This is a genomic window from Pararhodobacter sp. CCB-MM2 (genome assembly GCF_001691415.1).
Classification (GTDB): Bacteria; Pseudomonadota; Alphaproteobacteria; order Rhodobacterales; family Rhodobacteraceae; genus Pararhodobacter.
On sequence record NZ_LRRR01000009.1, the window covers coordinates 103,985 to 120,755 of the forward strand.

Below are 16,771 nucleotides of genomic sequence, written 5' to 3' on the forward strand. Positions count from 1 at the left end.
CCCCGCAGGGTTCACTCCAGCTCTCGCGCTTCCGAGGCCAGCATGATGGGGATGCCGTTGCGGATCGGAAAGGCCAGATGCGCGGTCTGCGAGATCAGTTCCTGCGCCTCGGCATCATAGGTCAACTGGCCCTGCGTCACCGGGCAGACCAAGGATTCCAGCATGTGGCGCTCGGCACGGGGGCCGCGATCCTCGGCATCGCCTCCAAGATCAGGCATCGGATGTCTCCTTCATTGCATCATCTCGCCGCCGTCGCCTTCGCGCAGCGCGAATTCCATCAGCGTCACCAAGGTCTCGCGCCGCAAGGCCAGCGAGGGGGCCTCCAGCAGCGCCTGCCGTTCTTCGGGCTGGAAGGGGCAAAGCATCGACAGCGCGTTGATCAAAAGCTCGTCCTCGGCATCCTTCAGGCTGCCCCATTCCGTCGACAGCTGCGTCGCCTCGAAATAGCGGTGCAGCAGATCGAGGAAACCCTCGCGGTCCAGCGCCGGATCGGCCTCGGCCAAACCGATGTCCCGCTCGAACCCGGTCCAGCTGATCTGCGCGCGGCGATAGGGCAAGCCTTCCGAGGGCAGTTCGGCCCCCATGCGAAAGCGACTGACCCCGGTGAGGGTGATCATGTAGCGGCCGTCCTCGGTTTCCGAGAGGGCGGTGAGACGGCCGGCGCAGCCGATGGCATGCAAGCGCTCCGCCGCGCCCGAGGGGGTCGGCCGGGGCTGGATCATGCCGATCAGCCGGCTCTTGGTCGCCATGCAATCTTCCAGCATCGCCAGATAGCGCGGCTCGAAGATGTGCAGCGGCAACTTGGCGCGCGGCAGCAGCAGCGCGCCCGGCAGCGGGAACAGGGCAATCGTGTCGGGAAGGTCCATCGCGGTCAGCATGCTTCCAGACATAGCGCGCACCCCCGATCCGGCAAAGGGTCAGGCGAAGATCATCGAGGTCAGGCGCCGACGCCCTTTCGCGACCAGCGGATCATTCGGCTTCAGCGCATCGAAGATCGTCAGCAGCTGAGCCTTCGCGGCACCGTCATTCCACTCACGATCGCGGCGGAACAGCTCAAGCAGCTCATCGATGGCGGCGGCTATATCGCCCTGCGCATGCAACGCCTGCGCCAGATCCAGCCGTGCCTGATGGTTGGCAGGGTCGTCGGCCAGCACGGCGCGCAGCTCGTCAACCGGACCGGCGCTCTCTGCCTGACGGGCCAGCGCCAGCTGGGCGCGGCCGGCCTCGATCTCCTGCGCCTTGGCGATGGCCGCGGGCGCGTTGTTGAGAAGCGCCTCGGCCTCATCCAGCTTGCCCGCAGCGATCTGCACACGCACCAACCCGCCCAGAGCGCGGGCGTTCTCAGGCTCCTCGCCCAGAACGGCGGCGAAAACTTCGCCCGCATCGTCGAGATGACCGTCGGCCAGCATCGATTCCGCTTCGTCCAGCGCCGCCCCAAGACCGCCATCGTCGCCCGACAGCGCCGTCAGCTTTTCGACGAAGGTCTTCAGTTCGGACGGCGGCAGCGCGCCCTGGAAGGCATCGACCGGGCGGCCCTGATAGAAGGCATAAACCGTCGGGATCGACTGGATGCGCAGCTGCTGCGCCAGCATCTGGTTCTCGTCGACATTGACCTTCACCATCCGCACCTTGCCCTTGGCAGCGGTGACGGCAGCCTCCAGCGCCGGGCCCAAGGTCTTGCAGGGGCCGCACCACGGCGCCCAGAAGTCGACGATGACCGGCACCTCCTGGCTGGCCTCGACGACGTCGACCATGAAGGCGGCCTCGTTCGAATCCTTGATCAGGTCGGCGGGCGCGGTGCCCGTGGCGGCGGTTTGGTCCAGATTACCCCGCATGGAATCCCCTCGAAAGTCTGTGTCTCGCTCTGCGCGGCTGCCCCCTATATGCGACCGCCACTCCCGCGATCCAAGGGGCAAGATGCGCAACCTCTCCCGCCCCGCCCCCAATCTTCGTTCCGAAAATATCCTCGGGGGGAGGGCCGCACGGCCCGTGGGGGGCAGACAGCCCCCGGCGCGGCGAAGGGGGCTCGATGCCCCCGACGCCGCGCGCCTTACAGGTCGAACGTCGCCAGCACCGGCGCGTGGTCGGAGGGCTTTTCCCAGCCCCGCGCCACACGATGGATGCGCGAGGAATGCGACGCCCCGCCGATATCCGCGCTGGCCCAGATGTGGTCCAGACGGCGGCCCTTGTCGGCCTCGTCCCAATTGGGCGAGCGGTAGGACCACCACGAATAGACCTGCCCCGTCGGCATGTCCTGCCGGGTCACGTCGACCCAGCCACCGGCGGTGCGCGCTTCCTCGAAGGCCTCGACCTCGATCGGCGTGTGCGACACGACCTTCAGCAGCTGCTTGTGGTTCCAGACGTCATCCTCGCGCGGGGCAATGTTCAGATCGCCCACGAGGATCGACTTCTCGGGCCGGGTGTCGCGGAACACGTCGCGCATCTCGGCCACGTAATCCAGCTTGTGGCCGAATTTCTCGTTTACCGTGCGATCCGGGATGTCCCCGCCCGCCGGGACGTAGCAATTGTGGATGGTGACGCCGTTCTCCAGCTTCGCCGCGACATGGCGCGCGTCGCCCTTCAGGCACCAGTCGATATGGCCTGCATCCTCGATCGGGATGCGCGACAGGATGGCGACGCCGTTGTAGCCCTTCTGCCCCCGCGCAACCATGTGGCCGTATCCCAGCGCGGCGAAATCGGCCAAGGGGATCAGGTCCACGGGGCTCTTGCATTCCTGCAGGCACAGCACGTCCGGCGCCTCTTCCGTCAGGAATTTTTGAACCAGCGGGCTGCGCAAACGGACAGAGTTGATGTTCCAGGTGGCAAGGGTGAAGGTCATGCGGCGTTCCTTTTGTTACCGGAAGCTATAGCAGCCCTTTTGCCCGGAGAAACCATGTTCCTGTCCCGTTCCCTTCTTGCCGTGCCCTTTCTGGCCCTCTCGCTTCCAGCCGCTGCGCAGACCGCCCCCGACAGCATCACCCTGACCCAGAACGGCGTGACAGAGGTCCTGACGCTGGTCCCCTTGGCCGAGGACACCCGGACCGCCTGGATGGATAACCGCGAGAACACCGGCACCGACTCCTTTTCCGGTGGTTTTCTGGCCACGGGCGAGAGCGGCGCTTGGTGGACGGTGATCGACATCTATGACGGCGTCGCCACTTGGGCCACCGTCGCGCCACCTTCCGGCGACACCCTGTTCGAGGAGAACCCGACTATCACCTGGACCCTCAACGACGACGGCACGCTGAGCCTCAGCGGCGCGACCCAGCCTGTGCCGGACGGCGCGACCGAACCCGCCAGGGTTCAACTGGAGTTCACCGTGACCCTGTCGCCGATGCCGCTTGAGTAACCGCGAAAAAAGAGAGGCCCCGAACGCAGATGCGACGGGGCCGAAGTCCAACAGGGAGAGCTTCTCCTGCAAACGTACACAGGCGAAGCAACTTTGATCCAAATCAACCTTCCGAGGTCAAAGTTCAAGTGGGGTGCGACAATTTATGCCGTCCCACATCGGCCTACCGCGCCTTTCTGCCGGCCGGTTTTCTGGCAACCGACCGTTAACCGCCACCCCCTAGAAAAGTCGGCAACGGGGCGCTGATCCCGAGCCAACACCACGACAACAGGAAGACCCCCGCCCACCCGCTGATTGACCCGAACCGCGTTCGCGCGGATCGATGCGGCATGGGCGGCGGACAAAAAAAGGCCGGGCACAGGGCCCGGCCAAGTCCAACAGGGAGGATGCGTGTCATGACCCCGACACGCGAGGGGTTCGCTTGGATCGAGTCCCAGAATGCCGCTCAAACCTTACTGACAGGCAAAACAGGCAACAATTAGGCCTCGGATCCGAAACAATTACGGCACCAGCCGGTATCCGCCGGGCTCGGTCACCAACAATCTGGCGTTCGAGGGGTCCGATTCGATCTTCTGACGCAGGCGATAGATGTGGGTTTCCAGCGTGTGAGTCGTGACACCGGCATTGTAGCCCCAGACCTCGTGCAGCAGCACTTCGCGCGGCGCGAGGCCGTCGGGCGCCCGGTACAGGAACTTCAGGATGTTGGTTTCCTTCTCGGTCAGCCGGATCTTGCGGTCCTTGGCATCGACCAGCATCTTCTGCGCCGGCTTGAACTGGTAGTCGCCCAGCTGGAAGACAGCGTTCTCGGATTGCTCGTGCTGGCGCAGCTGCGCGCGGATGCGGGCCAGCAGAACCGGGAATTTGAACGGCTTCGTGACATAGTCATTCGCGCCGGAATCAAGGCCGAGGATCATGTCCGCGTCCGAATCCTGACCCGTCAGCATGATGATCGGGCATTTCACACCGGCCTTGCGCATCCGCTTGCACAGCTCGCGCCCATCCGTGTCGGGCAGGCCCACGTCGAGGATCACGAGGTCATATTGCTCCTCGCGCACGCGCTCCATGCCGCCGGCACCGTCGCCGGCTTCGAAAGTGTCGAAATCCTCGGTCGCGACCAGCTGGTCGGCAAGGGCTTCACGCAGGTCCTCGTCATCATCGACGAGCAGAATCTTGTTCAATTTGGCCATGGGTCCGTTCCTCGGGCTCTCGTGGTCTTCACAGGTAAGTTGTTGTGGCGGAGCAAAAGGTTCAAGCGAGGGCGAATTTTCTCACGCGGACGTGTCGCGCGGCCGGGGAATGTTTCAATTTGCCCCCCGGTGGATTACATCCACGAGGCAATTGTTACAGCGCGGCCCCGCCATGACTCTCACTCCCGGCCCCCTCGAGCGGCTCAATCGCGCCCGCGCCGACCTGCGCGTGGGCCTGCCCGTGGTGATTTCGGACGGCACCGAGACCGCGCTGGTGGCCGCCGCCGAGACGCTGGACGCCCCCCGTCTGGCCGCCCTGCGCGCCCTTGGCCAACCGGTCGTCGCGCTGACCTCGCACCGCGCGGCGACGCTGAAGGCGCGCTCCTATGACGGCGATCTGGCGCGCATTCTGGTCCCCGGCGATGTCGGTGTGAGCTGGATCGAGGCCTTGGCCGACCCCGCCGACGACCTGACCCATCCGATGAAGGGCCCGCTGCAGTCCCAGCGCGAGGGCGGGTCCGACCTGCACCGCGCCGCGATCCGGCTGGTGAAATCCGCGCAATTGCTGCCCGCCGCCGTGGTGGTGACCGGCGTCTCCGCGCCCGAGGGCCTGACCCTGCTCTCGCCGCAGGAGACCGCGACGCCCGAAACCGCCATCGCCCCTGTCGTCGCCGCGCGCCTGCCGATGCAGCTGGCGGGGATGGGTCGGCTGCATGTCTTCCGCCCCGAGGATGGCGGCATCGAGCATTACGCGGTCGAGGTCGGCAAACCGATGCGCGACGCCCCGGTGCTCGCCCGGCTGCACTCGGCCTGCTTCACCGGCGACGTGTTGGGCTCCTTGAAATGCGACTGCGGGCCCCAGCTGCATGCCGCTTTGTCGGCGATGAACGAGGCCGGTTCGGGCGTGCTGCTCTACCTCAACCAAGAAGGCCGCGGCATCGGCCTCGCCAACAAGATGCGCGCCTATTCGCTGCAGGATCAGGGCTTTGACACGGTCGAGGCCAATCACCGGCTGGGCTTCGAGGACGATGAGCGTGACTTCCGCCTCGGCGCGCGCCTGCTGCAACGGCTCGGTTTCTCGCAGGTCCGGCTGCTCACGAACAACCCGCGCAAGGTGGCGATGCTGGAAAATAGCGGCATCGCGGTGACCGAGCGCGTGCCCCTCAAGGTGGGCCTCACGCCAGAGAACGCCGCCTATCTCGCGACCAAGGCCGCCAAGTCGGGGCATCTGCTCTGATGGCGGGCGGGGTGGTGCTGATCCTCGGCAGTGGCCCCGCCGCGCTGAAGGCCGCCACCTGGCCCCGCAACGCCTTCGACACGATCCTCGCCATCAACAACGCCTGGCGCGTGCGGCCCGATTGGGACCTGCATATCCACCCTGAAGATTTCCCGCCCGAACATCGCCCGCAGGTCCGCCAACCCGGCCAGCGGGTGATCACTGCCGAGGAATACGTCCCCGTCCAGAACAACCTCGGCGGCTTCGTCTATGCAGGCGGCACCATGGCCTTCACGGCAGGCTACTGGGCCCTCGGCGCATTACACCCGCGCGTGATGGCCTTCTTCGGCTGCGACATGGTCTATCCCGACGCCGGCAAGACGCATTTCTACGGCCAAGGTGAGCCCGATCCCCTGCGCCGCGATATCAGCCTGCGCAGCCTTGAGGCGAAATCCGCCCGCCTGCAATTGCTCGCCGCCTCGCTGGGCTGCACCTGCGTCAACCTCTCGGACGCAGAGACCCGCCTCACCTTCCCCCGCGCCAGCCTGGCGGAGTTGCCGTCGATCTCCGCGCCCGAGACACCGCCACTCTCCGCCCCCTTGGCGCGTGAGGCCGAACTCGGCTATTTCGTGCCGTCCGGCCGATACTGGAAGGAAGAATCCCGCTTCGATCCCGCCGAGATCGACGCCCTGGATCGCCTCTGGCTCGACGCACTCGAAGGAATCCGCCCATGAGCCCCGACGATCTGGTCCTGACGAAAATGGGCCTGCGCTTCCACGGCCGGCTGATCCCCTGCGTGATCGGCCGAGGCGGCCTTGTCGCCGACAAGCGCGAAGGCGATGGCGGCACACCCATCGGCACCCACCGCATCACCGGCCTCTTCTACCGGCCTGACCGCATAAACCCTCGCGCCTTGCCCCGCTGGGCCCGACCGATCGGCCCGCGCGACCTGTGGTGCGATGCGCCCGATCACCCGGATTACAACCAGCCGGTCCGCGCGCCCTTCCCGGCCAGCCACGAAAACATGCGCCGCGCCGATCCAATGTACGACCTCATACTGAACACCGACTGGAACTTCCCGGAGGCAAAACCCGGCAAAGGCTCGGCCATCTTCCTCCACACATGGCGCCGCCCCGGCTATCCCACCGCCGGCTGCCTCGCCTTCTCGCGCCCGGACATGGCCTGGATCGCCACCCGCGTGCAACCCGGCGCACGGATCATCATCCGCCCCTGACCCCGCCAGACGCTCCCCCTCATCTTCGTTCTGAAAATATCCTCGGGGGTCCGGGGGTGGAAAACCCCCGGTCCGACCTCACCACCACGCAGGCGTCAGCCCTGATAGACCCGATCGCCGAAAATTGCCGAGCCCACACGCACATGCGTCGCGCCATGGGCCACGGCGGTCTCGAAGTCCCCCGACATCCCCATTGACAGCCCGGTGAGCCCGTTGCGCTCTGCCATGCCAGCAAGCGCCTCGAAATGCGGCGCCGGGTCTTCCTCGGCCGGCGGAATGCACATCAGCCCGACGACCGGCAACGACAAATCCCGACATTGCACGATCAAGGCATCGACATCCTCAGGCAGAATGCCGGCCTTCTGCGGCTCTGCCCCCGTGTTCACCTGCACGAACAGCTCCGGGCAACGCCCCATTTCGTCCGATAGCCGAGCGATGCTCTCCACAAGCTTAGGACGATCGACCGAATGGATCGCGTCGAACATCTCCATCGCCGCGCGGGCCTTGTTGGTCTGGAGCGGCCCGATGAGATGCAACGAGATCCCCTCGAATCGCGGCAGGAACGACGGCCAGCGCGTTTGCGCCTCCTGCACCCGGTTCTCACCGAAAATCCGCTGACCCTGCTGCAGCACGGCGTCAACGCGGTCGGCGGGCTGCACTTTTGACACCGCGATCAGCGTCACCGACTCTGCAGGCCGGCCCGCCTTGGCTTCGGCGTCGCGCAGTCGTCGGGTGATGGTTTCAAGCGACATGGCATCCTCCGCTCTGGTCGCGGGCAGAAAGCCATAGCTGGCATCGAATGAAAAGAGATCAGTCGGCCAGATACCTGCGGTCCGCGCTGCGCCATGGGTGCGGCTGCCGATCGGACTGAATATTGCCCACGACAACGCCGATATCGAAACGGAAGCGCAACCCGCCGTCCGATTCGTGCAGGAACGAGGTTGTATAACGCCCTTCGTACAAGGGCTGCAGCCCGCCCCGCGGCGCATCGGGATCACTGTTGTAGCTGACCCCGAACCGGCCCTCGATGGTATGGATTACCGTCGTTTCGGCTTGCGCCGCTCCGGCACCCAGCAGCAATGCGGCGGGTACGGCGATCATTTTCAGGGGCGGAAACAAAGTCATGGTCGGGCTCGAAAAGGCATAATCCTTCGAGACAAAGGTACCATGTGGATAAGTATCGGGAAATGGGCGGAGGCTGCGTATCCCCCACCCATTGGCGGAGGTCCGCTCACATTCGCGACAGCCCAATGCAAAACGGGCCCCGAAGGGCCCGTTCGCTAACCGTCAGTAGAGCGGCGATCAGAACGAGAAGTTCACACCGACCGAAACCGTGGTGACGTCGACGCCGCCGTTTTCAGCGCGCTCAACACCCGCTTCCAGCTCGGCACCACCGCCAAGGCCGTAGCCGTAGCTAACGCCGTAGGTGGTCGCAGCCAGCACTTCGCCGACATAGGCGTTCACGGTGCCGCCATAGACATCAACGTTACCCTGCAGGGCCCAGCCGTCCACGTAGAACGGGCCGGTGTCCACGGCCGAGTACAGAGCGCCAACGCCCCACGAACCGGCATCGTAGTGACCCGAAACAACGAAGGCACCGTCGGCGACGTCCGAGTAACCAGCGGCAACGGTGATGGCGCCGAAGGTGTACTGGCCGGCGATTTCGGTCGACACGCCGCGCTCGTTCGAGATGGCGATCGCGTAGTTCGCGCCTTCATACGAGATCATCGCTTGCGGGGCGAGATCACCTTCCGCGTGGGCGAACAGCGGAACCAGACCCTGGTCCAGGCACAGGCCGCTGAAGGCCAGACCAGCACCGGCGTAGCCGACGCCGCAGCTGCCGATCGCGGTGCCGAACGAGTTGATGGCGCCGTCGGTGTTGCCGAAGGTCAGGCGCAGGCCGTTCGATTCAACCCAAACGCGCGAGCCCGAGAACACACCAGCGGCTGCGGTGCCCGGCCAGCCGCTCGACATCACGGCTTCGGTCCAGGCGCCGAACGTCAGACCGTGGTCCGCTTCAACGACAACGTTGAAGTCCAGCGACAGCTCATGGTCCTGCGACCAGAACCAGCCGAACGGCGCTTCAACGGCGTAGATGCCCATGCGGCCTTCGCCGGAGATGGTCACGGCTTGAGCGTTGGCGATGGTGGCGGAAGCGACCAACACGGTCGACGCGAGGAGGAGATTCTTCATGATGTGCCTCGTACGAAATAAAAAGTGTCCTTGCCTGATCTTCTTCATACGCCTGTGTGTGAGGGAACGGCAGCGGCAACTGGCATGAGGCCGAATATGACAGATGTATGTTGCATTGCGGCAATACCTCTGCGTGTGGAGGTTCTGCAAACGCCGCGTTTCCCAACAGAAGCCGTTTGCGTTTATGCAGCTTGCCTAATCGCTACGCACTCGACGTGTCCTTGCGAGCAAGCTCTCGCCCGCAAACGACCACGAGCCAACCGATTCGAAAGGAATCTAGTCCGCCCAAGGGAAGGCTTACAAAAGAAAAGAGCGGGCCGAAGCCCGCTCTCTCATAAAACCCGATGGGTTTCGGATCAGAACGTGAAGACCACGCCGACCGAACCAACGGTGTTGCCAGCGCCAGCCGACCAGTGCTCAGCACCGGCGACCAGCGAAGCGCCGCCGCCCAGGCCGTACGAGTACGACAGGCCGTACGACGACGAGCCGTACAGGTCGCCAACGTAGCCGTACAGGTTGCCGCCGCCGAGGTCGACATCACCCGAGATGGCCCAGTTGGTGTAGTCCGGACCGGTCGACGACAGGCGAGCGACCAGGGCACCAACACCCCACGAACCACCATCGTAGCGACCCGACAGAGCAACGGTCTGATCCGGAGCAAAGCCGGCCAGCGCAGCGACCGGAGCGGTCAGAGCGGTGTAAGCTGCAGCGTTGTCGTTGTTGCTGTAAGCCAGACCAACGGTGAACGCGCCGAAGGTCGAACGAACGCCCAGTTCGGTAGCACCGGTGCGCGAGTGCGACAGCGCAACGCGGGTGGTGCCGAAGGTGTAGTCAACGCGAGCCATCGGCTGGTTGTCCGAACCGGTCGAGTTCTGACCTTGCGAAACGCCCAGCAGGCCAGCCGAATCCCAGCAGTTGATGCCGCCTTCGTAGCCGACGCCGCAGCCGCCAGCGTAACCCATGGCGAAGCCAGCGCCGCGCATCGCGCCGTCCTGGTTGCCGAAGGTCAGGCGCAGGCCGTTAGCCTCAGCCCAAACGCGCGAGCCCGAGAAGACGCCAGCACCAGCGGTGCCGAGACCGGCAACCTGCATACGAGCACGCGACCAAGCGCCGAAGGTCAGACCGTGATCCGCTTCAACCGACACGTTGAAGTTCAGGGTCAGACGGTTTTCCTGGCGCCAGTTGGTGCCGCCGGCGAAGCCCGAGTCGTCGTACTGGATGCCCATGCGGCCTTCGCCGGTGATGGTAACAGCCTGAGCGTGGGCCAGGCCGGCCGACAGGACCAGGGCGGTCGAAGCGAGAAGAATCTTCTTCATGGTTTCCCTCGTTGAATTTAATCATGCCCATCTTGTCAGCAAGTTGGGTCACAGCCTGTTTCCTTCCTTCGCCGACTCATTTCAAGTTCACGGCGAATGCCTCCGAAACTCTCGTTTTTTGTGGTGCAGATTTGCCACGCCGGGCAGCAGGGCCCGCCGCTGACGTCGGCCCCAGCCCTAATTACGCGCGTTTCCGCCTCGCGTGCGCGCGCGTGCTACCTCCTTGTTCCCTATCGCCCCCTCGGATAGACAGGGCGCGTCCGGGCCGCGTTAACGCTGGCCTGCTCAATCAGACTGCAACCGCTGAAGGGTGGAACGACGCATGGCGGCAAGACCGGCAAGACTGATGACGCTGGCACTGGCGATGATTCTCACGCTGAGCGCGTGCGGCGGCGGCTCCCTGTTCGGGGGTAGTAGCGAACGCGAACGCCGCAGCTCGGAGGAATACGCGCTGGAAGAACGCGAAGCCTCGACCGGCTCGCGCGATTCGATCTGGGACTTGTTCGCCAGCCGCGAGGATCCCTCGACCGTTCTGACGGTGAACCGCTATATCTGGACCGCCGCGCTGGAGGTCCTCGACTTCCTGCCGATCGAGCAGGTCGATCCGTTCTCGGGCGTGATCACCACGGGCTTCGGCACCCCGCCGGGCGGCGGCCGTCCCTACCGGGCCACCATCGCCGTGACGGATGCCGCGCTGGACGCGCGCTCGCTGAACGTCGCGCTGGTCACCCGCAACGGGCCGGCCAGCGCCGAGACCGTCCGCGCGGTGGAAAACGCGATTCTCACCCGCGCCCGCCAGATCCGCATCCGCGAGATGGGCCTCTGACACCGAATCGCCGGCTGGAAACCGCCGGCATTCGAGAGTAAGACACGGCCGGGCCCGCGCGCCCGGCCTTTTCATTTGCAGGGAACACGCATGTCCTCCGACGCCCGCTATTCGCCGCAAGTCACCGAACCCCGCTGGCAACAGGCCTGGGATGCCGAGGGCTGCTTCACCGCCAAGGTCGATCCGTCGCGCCCGAAGTACTACGTGCTCGAGATGTTCCCCTACCCTTCGGGCCGCATCCATATCGGCCACGTCCGGAACTACACGATGGGCGACGTGGTCGCGCGGACCAAGAAGGCGCAGGGCTATTCCGTGCTGCATCCGATGGGCTGGGACGCCTTCGGCATGCCGGCCGAGAACGCGGCGATGGCCGAGGGCGGGCATCCGGGCACCTGGACCTACAACAACATCAAGGTGATGAAGGGGCAGATGAAGCCCTTGGGCCTGTCGATCGACTGGTCGCGCGAATTCGCCACCTGTGATCCCGAATACTACGGCCAGCAGCAGGCGCTGTTCCTCGACATGATGGAAGCGGGACTGGTCTATCGCAAGAACGCCGTGGTGAACTGGGATCCGGTCGACATGACCGTTCTGGCGAACGAGCAGGTGATCGACGGCAAGGGCTGGCGCTCGGGCGCGGATGTCGAACGCCGCGAGCTGACGCAGTGGTTCTTCAAGATCTCCGAGTATTCGGAAGAACTGCTCGACGCGCTCGATGGCCTGAAGGATTGGCCCGAGAAGGTCCGCCTGATGCAGGCCAACTGGATCGGCAAATCGCGCGGCCTGCAATTCGGGTTCGAGCGGACCGATGGCCAAGGCCAGATCGAGGTCTACACGACTCGCCCCGACACGCTGATGGGCGCAAGCTTCGTCGGCATCTCGCCGGATCACCCGCTGGCCAAGGAGCTGGCCGCCTCGAACCCCGCGCTGCAGGCCTTCCGCGAGGAATGTGCCAAGGGCGGCACCACCGCCGAGGAGCTGGAGACCGCCGAGAAGCGCGGCTTCGACACCGGGCTGACCGTCAAGCACCCGCTCGACCCGAGCTGGGAGCTGCCGATCTGGGTCGCCAACTTCATCCTGATGGATTACGGCACCGGCGCGATCTTCGGCTGCCCGGCGCATGACCAGCGCGACTTCGAATTCGCGACCAAGTACGCGCTGCCGATCCAGCCCGTCTTCGTCGCCGAAGGCACCGAGGAAGCCCCGCTGACCGAGGCCTTCGTCCCCGCCAAGACCGAGGCCGTCCGCTTCGTTCGCCTGCTGGCCGGCGCAGAAGTCCAGACCGGCGAAGCTGCGGTCGACGCCGCCATCGCGCTGTGTGAGGAAAAGGGCATTGGCCAGGGCGTGACCAAGTTCCGCCTGCGCGATTGGGGCCTGTCGCGCCAACGCTATTGGGGCTGCCCGATCCCGGTCATCCATTGCGATACATGTGGCGTAGTGCCCGAGAAGAAAGAGAACCTGCCGGTTCGCCTGCCGGATGACGTGAATTTCGACAAGCCCGGCAACCCGCTGGACCGCCACGCCACCTGGCGCGATTGCAGCTGCCCGAAATGCGGCGCGGCGGCCAAGCGTGAAACCGACACCATGGACACCTTCGTCGATTCGTCGTGGTACTACGCGCGCTTCACCGCGCCCCATGCCTCGACCCCGACCGACAAGACCGAAGCCGAGTACTGGATGAACGTCGACCAGTATATCGGCGGCATCGAGCACGCGATTCTTCACCTGCTGTACTCGCGCTTCTTCGCCCGGGCGATGAACAAGACCGGCCACCTGCCGGTAACGGCGAAGGAGCCATTCAACGCGCTGTTCACGCAGGGCATGGTGACCCACGCGATCTTCCAGACCCGCGACGCCAATGGCCGCGCCGTCTACCACTTCCCCGAAGAGGTCGAGCTGCGCGATGGCAAGGGCTTCCTGCAGGACGGGCGCGAGGTCGAGATCGTCCCCTCGGCCAAGATGTCGAAGTCGAAGAAGAACGTCGTCGACCCGGTCGCGATCATCGACCAGTTCGGCGCCGACACCGCGCGCTGGTTCGTGATGTCCGATTCGCCCCCCGAGCGGGACGTGGAATGGACCGCCTCGGGCGCCGAAGCGACCTACAAGCACCTCGCCCGCGTCTGGACCCTGGCCGAGCGTATTGCCGGCCTCGACGCCACGACCGAGGGTGAAGGCGACGAGGACCTCCAGCGCGCCATGCACCGGGCGATTGCCGATGTGACCGCCTCGATCGAGGGCTTTGCCTTCAACAAGGCGATCGCGAAGCTCTATGAATTCACCAACACGCTGAGCCGCTCGAAGGCCTCGGGGGCGGTGCAGAAGGAAGCCGGGCGCGCGCTGGCGCAGCTGATGGCCCCGATGACCCCGCACCTGGCCGAGGAGATCTGGCACAAGCTGGGTGGCGCGGGTCTGGTCACCTTGGCCGCCTGGCCGGTCGCCGATCCGGCGATGCTGGTCGAAGACAGCGTCACCCTGCCCGTGCAGTTCAACGGCAAGCGCAAGGCCGAGATCACCGTGCCCGCCGATGCGAGCAAGGAAGAGGTTGAAAAAGCCGCGCTGGCCGACGAAGCTGTGATCCGGGTGCTGGCTGGGGCCACGCCCAAGAAGGTGATCGTGGTTCCGGGGCGGATCGTGAATGTGGTGGTCTGACACCAAACAACTGAACCGGCGCGGTTTCCTCGCGCTCTCTGCTGTCGCGGGCCTCTCGGCCTGCGGCTTTGCCCCGGTCTATGGCGAGGGCGGGCGCGGTCGGGTGCTGCGCAACGCTGTGCGGCTGGACGATCCGGTCACGCGCGCGGATTATCAGTTCCTGCACGCGGTCGAGGATCTGCTGGGCCGCCCGACGAACCCGCGCTTTGCCCTGACCTACACGATCGACACCCGTGAGGTCGCGGGCGGCTCGGTCGAGAATGTGGGCGACACCCGCATGCAGATCTTCGGCACACTGGACTTCACGATGACCGATTCGGTCTCGGGCCTGTCCGTCGCGCAGGGTCAGCTGACCGGGAACACCGCCTATTCGACCACCGGCACCCAGCTGTCGTCGCTGACCGCACAGGAAGACGCCGGGCTGCGCCTGATGCGCATGCTGGCGGAATCGCTGGTGACACGGCTCTATACCGAGCCGGGCATCCCGACCGAATGAAACTCTCTGCCCGTGACGCGGCCGGTTTCCTGAACCGCCCCGATCCCCGCGTGCCGGGCATCCTGATCTATGGCGCCGACGCGATGCGCGTGGCCGAGAAGCGCAAGGGGCTGGTCGAGAAGCAGGTCGGCCCCAATGGCGATTCCGAGATGCGCCTCACCCGTATCCCCGGCGCCGAGCTGCGCAAGGACGGTGCCGGCGCGGTCGATGCGATCAAGGCGCAGGGCTTCTTCCCCGGCCCCCGCGCGGTGGTGATCGACGAGGCCACCGATGCCGCGACCGACGCGCTGAAATCCGCGCTTGCCGAGTGGGCCGAGGGCGACGCGATGCTGATCGCCACGGCGGGCCAGCTCACCCCCGGCTCCAAGCTGCGCAAGCTGTTCGAGGGTGACAAGCGCGCCTTCTGCCTTGCGATCTACGATGATCCGCCGGGCCGGGCCGAGATCGAAGGCATGCTGCGTGCGGAGGGCCTGACCAGCCTGCCCGACGAGACCATGCGCGACCTCGTGGCCCTCGGGCAGATGCTGGAGCCTGGCGATTTCCGCCAGACGGTGACCCGGATCGCGCTTTACAAGCACGGCGATTCGACGCCGCTGACCCCCGCCGAAGTCGCGATGCTGGCGCCGCAATCGAATGAGGCCGATCTCGACGACGTCATTGACGTGATTGCCGAAGGGCGGATGGCCGATCTCGCGCCGATCCTGTCGCGGCTGGCGGCGCAGGGGGTGCAGCCGGTCGGCGTCTGCATCGGTGCCGCGCGACATTTCCGTGTGCTGCATGCCTTGGTCAGCGCGCCCGGTGGCCCCTCGGCGGCCATCGGCACGTTGCGCCCGCCGGTCTTCGGGCCGCGTCGCGACAAGCTGCTGCGTCAGGCGAAGCTCTGGACCCTGCCTCGGGTCGAGGAAGCCCTGCGCGGATTGACCGAGACGGACCTCGCGCTGCGTTCCTCGACCCGCGCGCCGACCCGCGCCTTGGCCGAACGCGCGCTGCTCAGGCTGGCCCGTCTGGCCGGGCGGCGGTGAGCCACCTCCGCTTTCAGGGCGCCACGCCGGAAACCCAGCGCGATGCCCTTCTCGATATCGTACGGGCAAGCCCGGTGCTGATGACGACGCTCCGCCTCGCCCGTGGGATGGATCTGCCCGATTGGTGGCTGGTCTCCGGCGCGATCTACGGGCAGGTTTGGAACGCGCTGACCGGCCGGCCCGAGATGCACGGGGTCAAGGATCTCGATCTCTTTTACTACGACCGCGACACAAGCTACGATGCCGAGGATCGCCAGATCCGCCGCGCCGCCGTGCTGTTCCCGCCCGAGCCACCCCTCGAGTTGCGCAATCAGGCCCGCGTCCCGCTCTGGTACCCTGAGCATTTCGGCCGGCCCTATCCGGCGATCCAAGGCTCCGCCGAGGCGATCGACCTTTTCGCCTGCACCACCCATTGCGTCGGCCTGCGGCTGGAGCCCGATGACAGCCTGACCCTCTATGCCCCCTATGGTTTGGAGCCGATCTTCGCCTTCCGGCTGGAGCCCAATCCCCGGCTCGACAATCGCGAAACGCACAGGGCCAAGTCCGAACGACAGCAACGTCACTGGCCCGAATTGACGGTCATTCCCTGGCCCTAGGCTTGCGGCAAGGCCGGGCCCGTGTCTTGATGCCGCCAACCGCGAATGGAGGAGCGCGCATGACCAATCCGAATTACACGCTGATCGGGGCCACCAGCACCCGCGCCGCCCGCGCCATCTGGATGCTGGAAGAGCTGGGCGTGCCCTATGAGCATCTCGGCGTGAAGCCGCATGCCGACGATGTGACCCGCCACTACCCGCGCGGCAAGGTGCCGGTGCTGCTGGTCGATGGCGAGCCGATCACCGATTCCACCGCGATCATCCAGTATCTCGCCGATGCGCATGGCCAGTTCACCGCCCCCGCCGGCACGCTGGCCCGCGCGCGGCAGGACATGCTGATGCATTGCGCTTTGGACGAGTTCGACGCGGTGCTCTGGACCTCGGCGCGCCACAGCTTCATCCTGCCCGAGGAACATCGTGTTCCCGCCGTGAAAGACTCCCTGCGTTGGGAATTCGCCAACAACCAAGCCAGCATGGTCAAGCGGATGAACGGCTCGGCCTATCTGACCGGCGACGAGTTCACTGTGGCGGATATCGTGCTGGCGCATTGCCTGCTGTGGGCGCGCGCAGCGAAGTTCGAGATCACCGAACCGGCGCTGGCAGAGTATTTCCAGCGCGTGACCGAGCGCCCGGCCTTCCAGCGCGCCATCGCCAAACGCTGACCTCTTTGCACCGATCCCTTTACGA

Annotated in this window: 19 protein-coding genes; 10 read left to right on the plus strand and 9 right to left on the minus strand. The window is 65.6% G+C overall.

What is annotated here, in order from left to right:
• Positions 1-11: 11 nt before the first annotated feature.
• The 4 genes from BCY78_RS11680 to BCY78_RS11695 form a co-directional block, all read right to left on the minus strand.
• Positions 12-218: a Trm112 family protein gene (locus tag BCY78_RS11680; protein WP_068301806.1), complete on the minus strand. Its 207-nt coding sequence runs from the start codon at positions 216-218 to the stop codon at positions 12-14.
• 12 nt (positions 219-230) lie between these two features.
• Positions 231-878 carry an LON peptidase substrate-binding domain-containing protein gene (locus BCY78_RS11685; protein WP_068301810.1) on the minus strand — a complete coding sequence of 216 codons (648 nt, stop codon included), beginning with the start codon at positions 876-878 and terminating at the stop codon, positions 231-233.
• Between the two features lie 39 nt (positions 879-917).
• Positions 918-1,835 carry a thioredoxin gene (gene trxA / locus BCY78_RS11690; protein WP_068301813.1) on the minus strand — a complete coding sequence of 306 codons (918 nt, stop codon included), beginning with the start codon at positions 1,833-1,835 and terminating at the stop codon, positions 918-920.
• 215 nt (positions 1,836-2,050) lie between these two features.
• Positions 2,051-2,839 (minus strand): exodeoxyribonuclease III, encoded by a 789-nt coding sequence (locus BCY78_RS11695; RefSeq protein WP_068301816.1) that lies wholly within the window; start codon positions 2,837-2,839, stop codon positions 2,051-2,053.
• Positions 2,840-2,893: 54 nt separating this feature from the next.
• Between BCY78_RS11695 and BCY78_RS11700 the strand changes: the two genes are divergently transcribed.
• Positions 2,894-3,349, plus strand: coding sequence for a hypothetical protein (locus BCY78_RS11700; protein ID WP_068301821.1), 456 nt, complete (start codon positions 2,894-2,896; stop codon positions 3,347-3,349).
• A 500-nt stretch (positions 3,350-3,849) separates the two neighbouring features.
• On the opposite strand, the gene BCY78_RS11705 is transcribed toward BCY78_RS11700, so the two are convergent.
• A complete protein-coding gene (locus BCY78_RS11705; RefSeq protein ID WP_068301824.1) occupies positions 3,850-4,536 on the minus strand; it encodes a response regulator transcription factor in 687 nt (228 codons plus the stop codon).
• 172 nt (positions 4,537-4,708) lie between these two features.
• Between BCY78_RS11705 and ribA the strand changes: the two genes are divergently transcribed.
• From ribA to BCY78_RS11720, 3 genes are read left to right on the plus strand one after another with little or no spacing between them, the layout of a single operon-like run.
• Positions 4,709-5,773 (plus strand): GTP cyclohydrolase II, encoded by a 1,065-nt coding sequence (ribA, locus tag BCY78_RS11710; protein WP_068301826.1) that lies wholly within the window; start codon positions 4,709-4,711, stop codon positions 5,771-5,773.
• The gene (locus BCY78_RS11715; RefSeq protein WP_068301829.1) at positions 5,773-6,486 is read left to right on the plus strand and encodes a hypothetical protein; all 714 of its coding nucleotides are present in this window, start codon (positions 5,773-5,775) and stop codon (positions 6,484-6,486) included. The genes ribA and BCY78_RS11715 overlap by 1 nt, the downstream gene beginning before the upstream one ends.
• Positions 6,483-6,986: a L,D-transpeptidase gene (locus BCY78_RS11720; protein WP_199523144.1), complete on the plus strand. Its 504-nt coding sequence runs from the start codon at positions 6,483-6,485 to the stop codon at positions 6,984-6,986. The genes BCY78_RS11715 and BCY78_RS11720 overlap by 4 nt, the downstream gene beginning before the upstream one ends.
• Before the next feature lie 95 nt (positions 6,987-7,081).
• Here the strand turns inward: BCY78_RS11720 and BCY78_RS11725 are convergent, their stop codons facing one another.
• From BCY78_RS11725 to BCY78_RS11740, 4 genes are all read right to left on the minus strand, one after another.
• Positions 7,082-7,738 (minus strand): YggS family pyridoxal phosphate-dependent enzyme, encoded by a 657-nt coding sequence (locus tag BCY78_RS11725; RefSeq protein ID WP_068301832.1) that lies wholly within the window; start codon positions 7,736-7,738, stop codon positions 7,082-7,084.
• A gap of 58 nt (positions 7,739-7,796) precedes the next feature.
• Positions 7,797-8,111 (minus strand): hypothetical protein, encoded by a 315-nt coding sequence (locus BCY78_RS11730; protein ID WP_068301834.1) that lies wholly within the window; start codon positions 8,109-8,111, stop codon positions 7,797-7,799.
• Between the two features lie 177 nt (positions 8,112-8,288).
• Entirely contained in the window at positions 8,289-9,179 is an 891-nt protein-coding gene (locus tag BCY78_RS11735) for a porin (RefSeq protein ID WP_068301835.1), read from the minus strand.
• 356 nt (positions 9,180-9,535) lie between these two features.
• The gene (locus BCY78_RS11740) at positions 9,536-10,495 is read right to left on the minus strand and encodes a porin (RefSeq protein WP_068301836.1); all 960 of its coding nucleotides are present in this window, start codon (positions 10,493-10,495) and stop codon (positions 9,536-9,538) included.
• A 322-nt stretch (positions 10,496-10,817) separates the two neighbouring features.
• On the opposite strand from BCY78_RS11740, the gene BCY78_RS11745 reads away from it, so the two are divergent.
• The 6 genes from BCY78_RS11745 to BCY78_RS11770 all read left to right on the plus strand — a co-directional run bounded on the left by BCY78_RS11745 (position 10,818) and on the right by BCY78_RS11770 (position 16,746).
• Positions 10,818-11,321 carry a DUF3576 domain-containing protein gene (locus tag BCY78_RS11745; RefSeq protein ID WP_068301838.1) on the plus strand — a complete coding sequence of 168 codons (504 nt, stop codon included), beginning with the start codon at positions 10,818-10,820 and terminating at the stop codon, positions 11,319-11,321.
• Between the two features lie 90 nt (positions 11,322-11,411).
• Entirely contained in the window at positions 11,412-13,970 is a 2,559-nt protein-coding gene (leuS, locus tag BCY78_RS11750) for a leucine--tRNA ligase (protein WP_068301840.1), read from the plus strand.
• A complete protein-coding gene (locus BCY78_RS11755; RefSeq protein WP_083194983.1) occupies positions 13,957-14,466 on the plus strand; it encodes a twin-arginine translocation signal domain-containing protein in 510 nt (169 codons plus the stop codon). The genes leuS and BCY78_RS11755 overlap by 14 nt, the downstream gene beginning before the upstream one ends.
• Complete coding sequence (gene holA / locus BCY78_RS11760; protein WP_068301842.1) at positions 14,463-15,488, plus strand: DNA polymerase III subunit delta; 1,026 nt, start codon at positions 14,463-14,465, stop codon at positions 15,486-15,488. The genes BCY78_RS11755 and holA overlap by 4 nt, the downstream gene beginning before the upstream one ends.
• Positions 15,485-16,084 carry a nucleotidyltransferase family protein gene (locus BCY78_RS11765; RefSeq protein WP_068301844.1) on the plus strand — a complete coding sequence of 200 codons (600 nt, stop codon included), beginning with the start codon at positions 15,485-15,487 and terminating at the stop codon, positions 16,082-16,084. Before holA ends, BCY78_RS11765 begins: the two co-directional genes overlap by 4 nt.
• Before the next feature lie 59 nt (positions 16,085-16,143).
• On the plus strand, positions 16,144-16,746 hold the full coding sequence (locus BCY78_RS11770) for a glutathione S-transferase family protein (RefSeq protein WP_068301846.1): 603 nt from the start codon (positions 16,144-16,146) through the stop codon (positions 16,744-16,746).
• Positions 16,747-16,771: the final 25 nt, after the last annotated feature.

What these genes read in the sequence shown, in the direction of transcription:
- BCY78_RS11680 (WP_068301806.1), bottom strand. Translation starts at nt 218, where the DNA reads ATGCCTGATCTTGGAGGCGATGCCGAGGATCGCGGCCCCCGTGCCGAG.
- BCY78_RS11685 (WP_068301810.1), bottom strand. Translation starts at nt 878, where the DNA reads ATGCTGACCGCGATGGACCTTCCCGACACGATTGCCCTGTTCCCGCTG.
- trxA (WP_068301813.1), bottom strand. Translation starts at nt 1,835, where the DNA reads ATGCGGGGTAATCTGGACCAAACCGCCGCCACGGGCACCGCGCCCGCC.
- BCY78_RS11695 (WP_068301816.1), bottom strand. Translation starts at nt 2,839, where the DNA reads ATGACCTTCACCCTTGCCACCTGGAACATCAACTCTGTCCGTTTGCGC.
- BCY78_RS11700 (WP_068301821.1), top strand. Translation starts at nt 2,894, where the DNA reads ATGTTCCTGTCCCGTTCCCTTCTTGCCGTGCCCTTTCTGGCCCTCTCG.
- BCY78_RS11705 (WP_068301824.1), bottom strand. Translation starts at nt 4,536, where the DNA reads ATGGCCAAATTGAACAAGATTCTGCTCGTCGATGATGACGAGGACCTG.
- ribA (WP_068301826.1), top strand. Translation starts at nt 4,709, where the DNA reads ATGACTCTCACTCCCGGCCCCCTCGAGCGGCTCAATCGCGCCCGCGCC.
- BCY78_RS11715 (WP_068301829.1), top strand. Translation starts at nt 5,773, where the DNA reads ATGGCGGGCGGGGTGGTGCTGATCCTCGGCAGTGGCCCCGCCGCGCTG.
- BCY78_RS11720 (WP_199523144.1), top strand. Translation starts at nt 6,483, where the DNA reads ATGAGCCCCGACGATCTGGTCCTGACGAAAATGGGCCTGCGCTTCCAC.
- BCY78_RS11725 (WP_068301832.1), bottom strand. Translation starts at nt 7,738, where the DNA reads ATGTCGCTTGAAACCATCACCCGACGACTGCGCGACGCCGAAGCCAAG.
- BCY78_RS11730 (WP_068301834.1), bottom strand. Translation starts at nt 8,111, where the DNA reads ATGACTTTGTTTCCGCCCCTGAAAATGATCGCCGTACCCGCCGCATTG.
- BCY78_RS11735 (WP_068301835.1), bottom strand. Translation starts at nt 9,179, where the DNA reads ATGAAGAATCTCCTCCTCGCGTCGACCGTGTTGGTCGCTTCCGCCACC.
- BCY78_RS11740 (WP_068301836.1), bottom strand. Translation starts at nt 10,495, where the DNA reads ATGAAGAAGATTCTTCTCGCTTCGACCGCCCTGGTCCTGTCGGCCGGC.
- BCY78_RS11745 (WP_068301838.1), top strand. Translation starts at nt 10,818, where the DNA reads ATGGCGGCAAGACCGGCAAGACTGATGACGCTGGCACTGGCGATGATT.
- leuS (WP_068301840.1), top strand. Translation starts at nt 11,412, where the DNA reads ATGTCCTCCGACGCCCGCTATTCGCCGCAAGTCACCGAACCCCGCTGG.
- BCY78_RS11755 (WP_083194983.1), top strand. Translation starts at nt 13,957, where the DNA reads ATGTGGTGGTCTGACACCAAACAACTGAACCGGCGCGGTTTCCTCGCG.
- holA (WP_068301842.1), top strand. Translation starts at nt 14,463, where the DNA reads ATGAAACTCTCTGCCCGTGACGCGGCCGGTTTCCTGAACCGCCCCGAT.
- BCY78_RS11770 (WP_068301846.1), top strand. Translation starts at nt 16,144, where the DNA reads ATGACCAATCCGAATTACACGCTGATCGGGGCCACCAGCACCCGCGCC.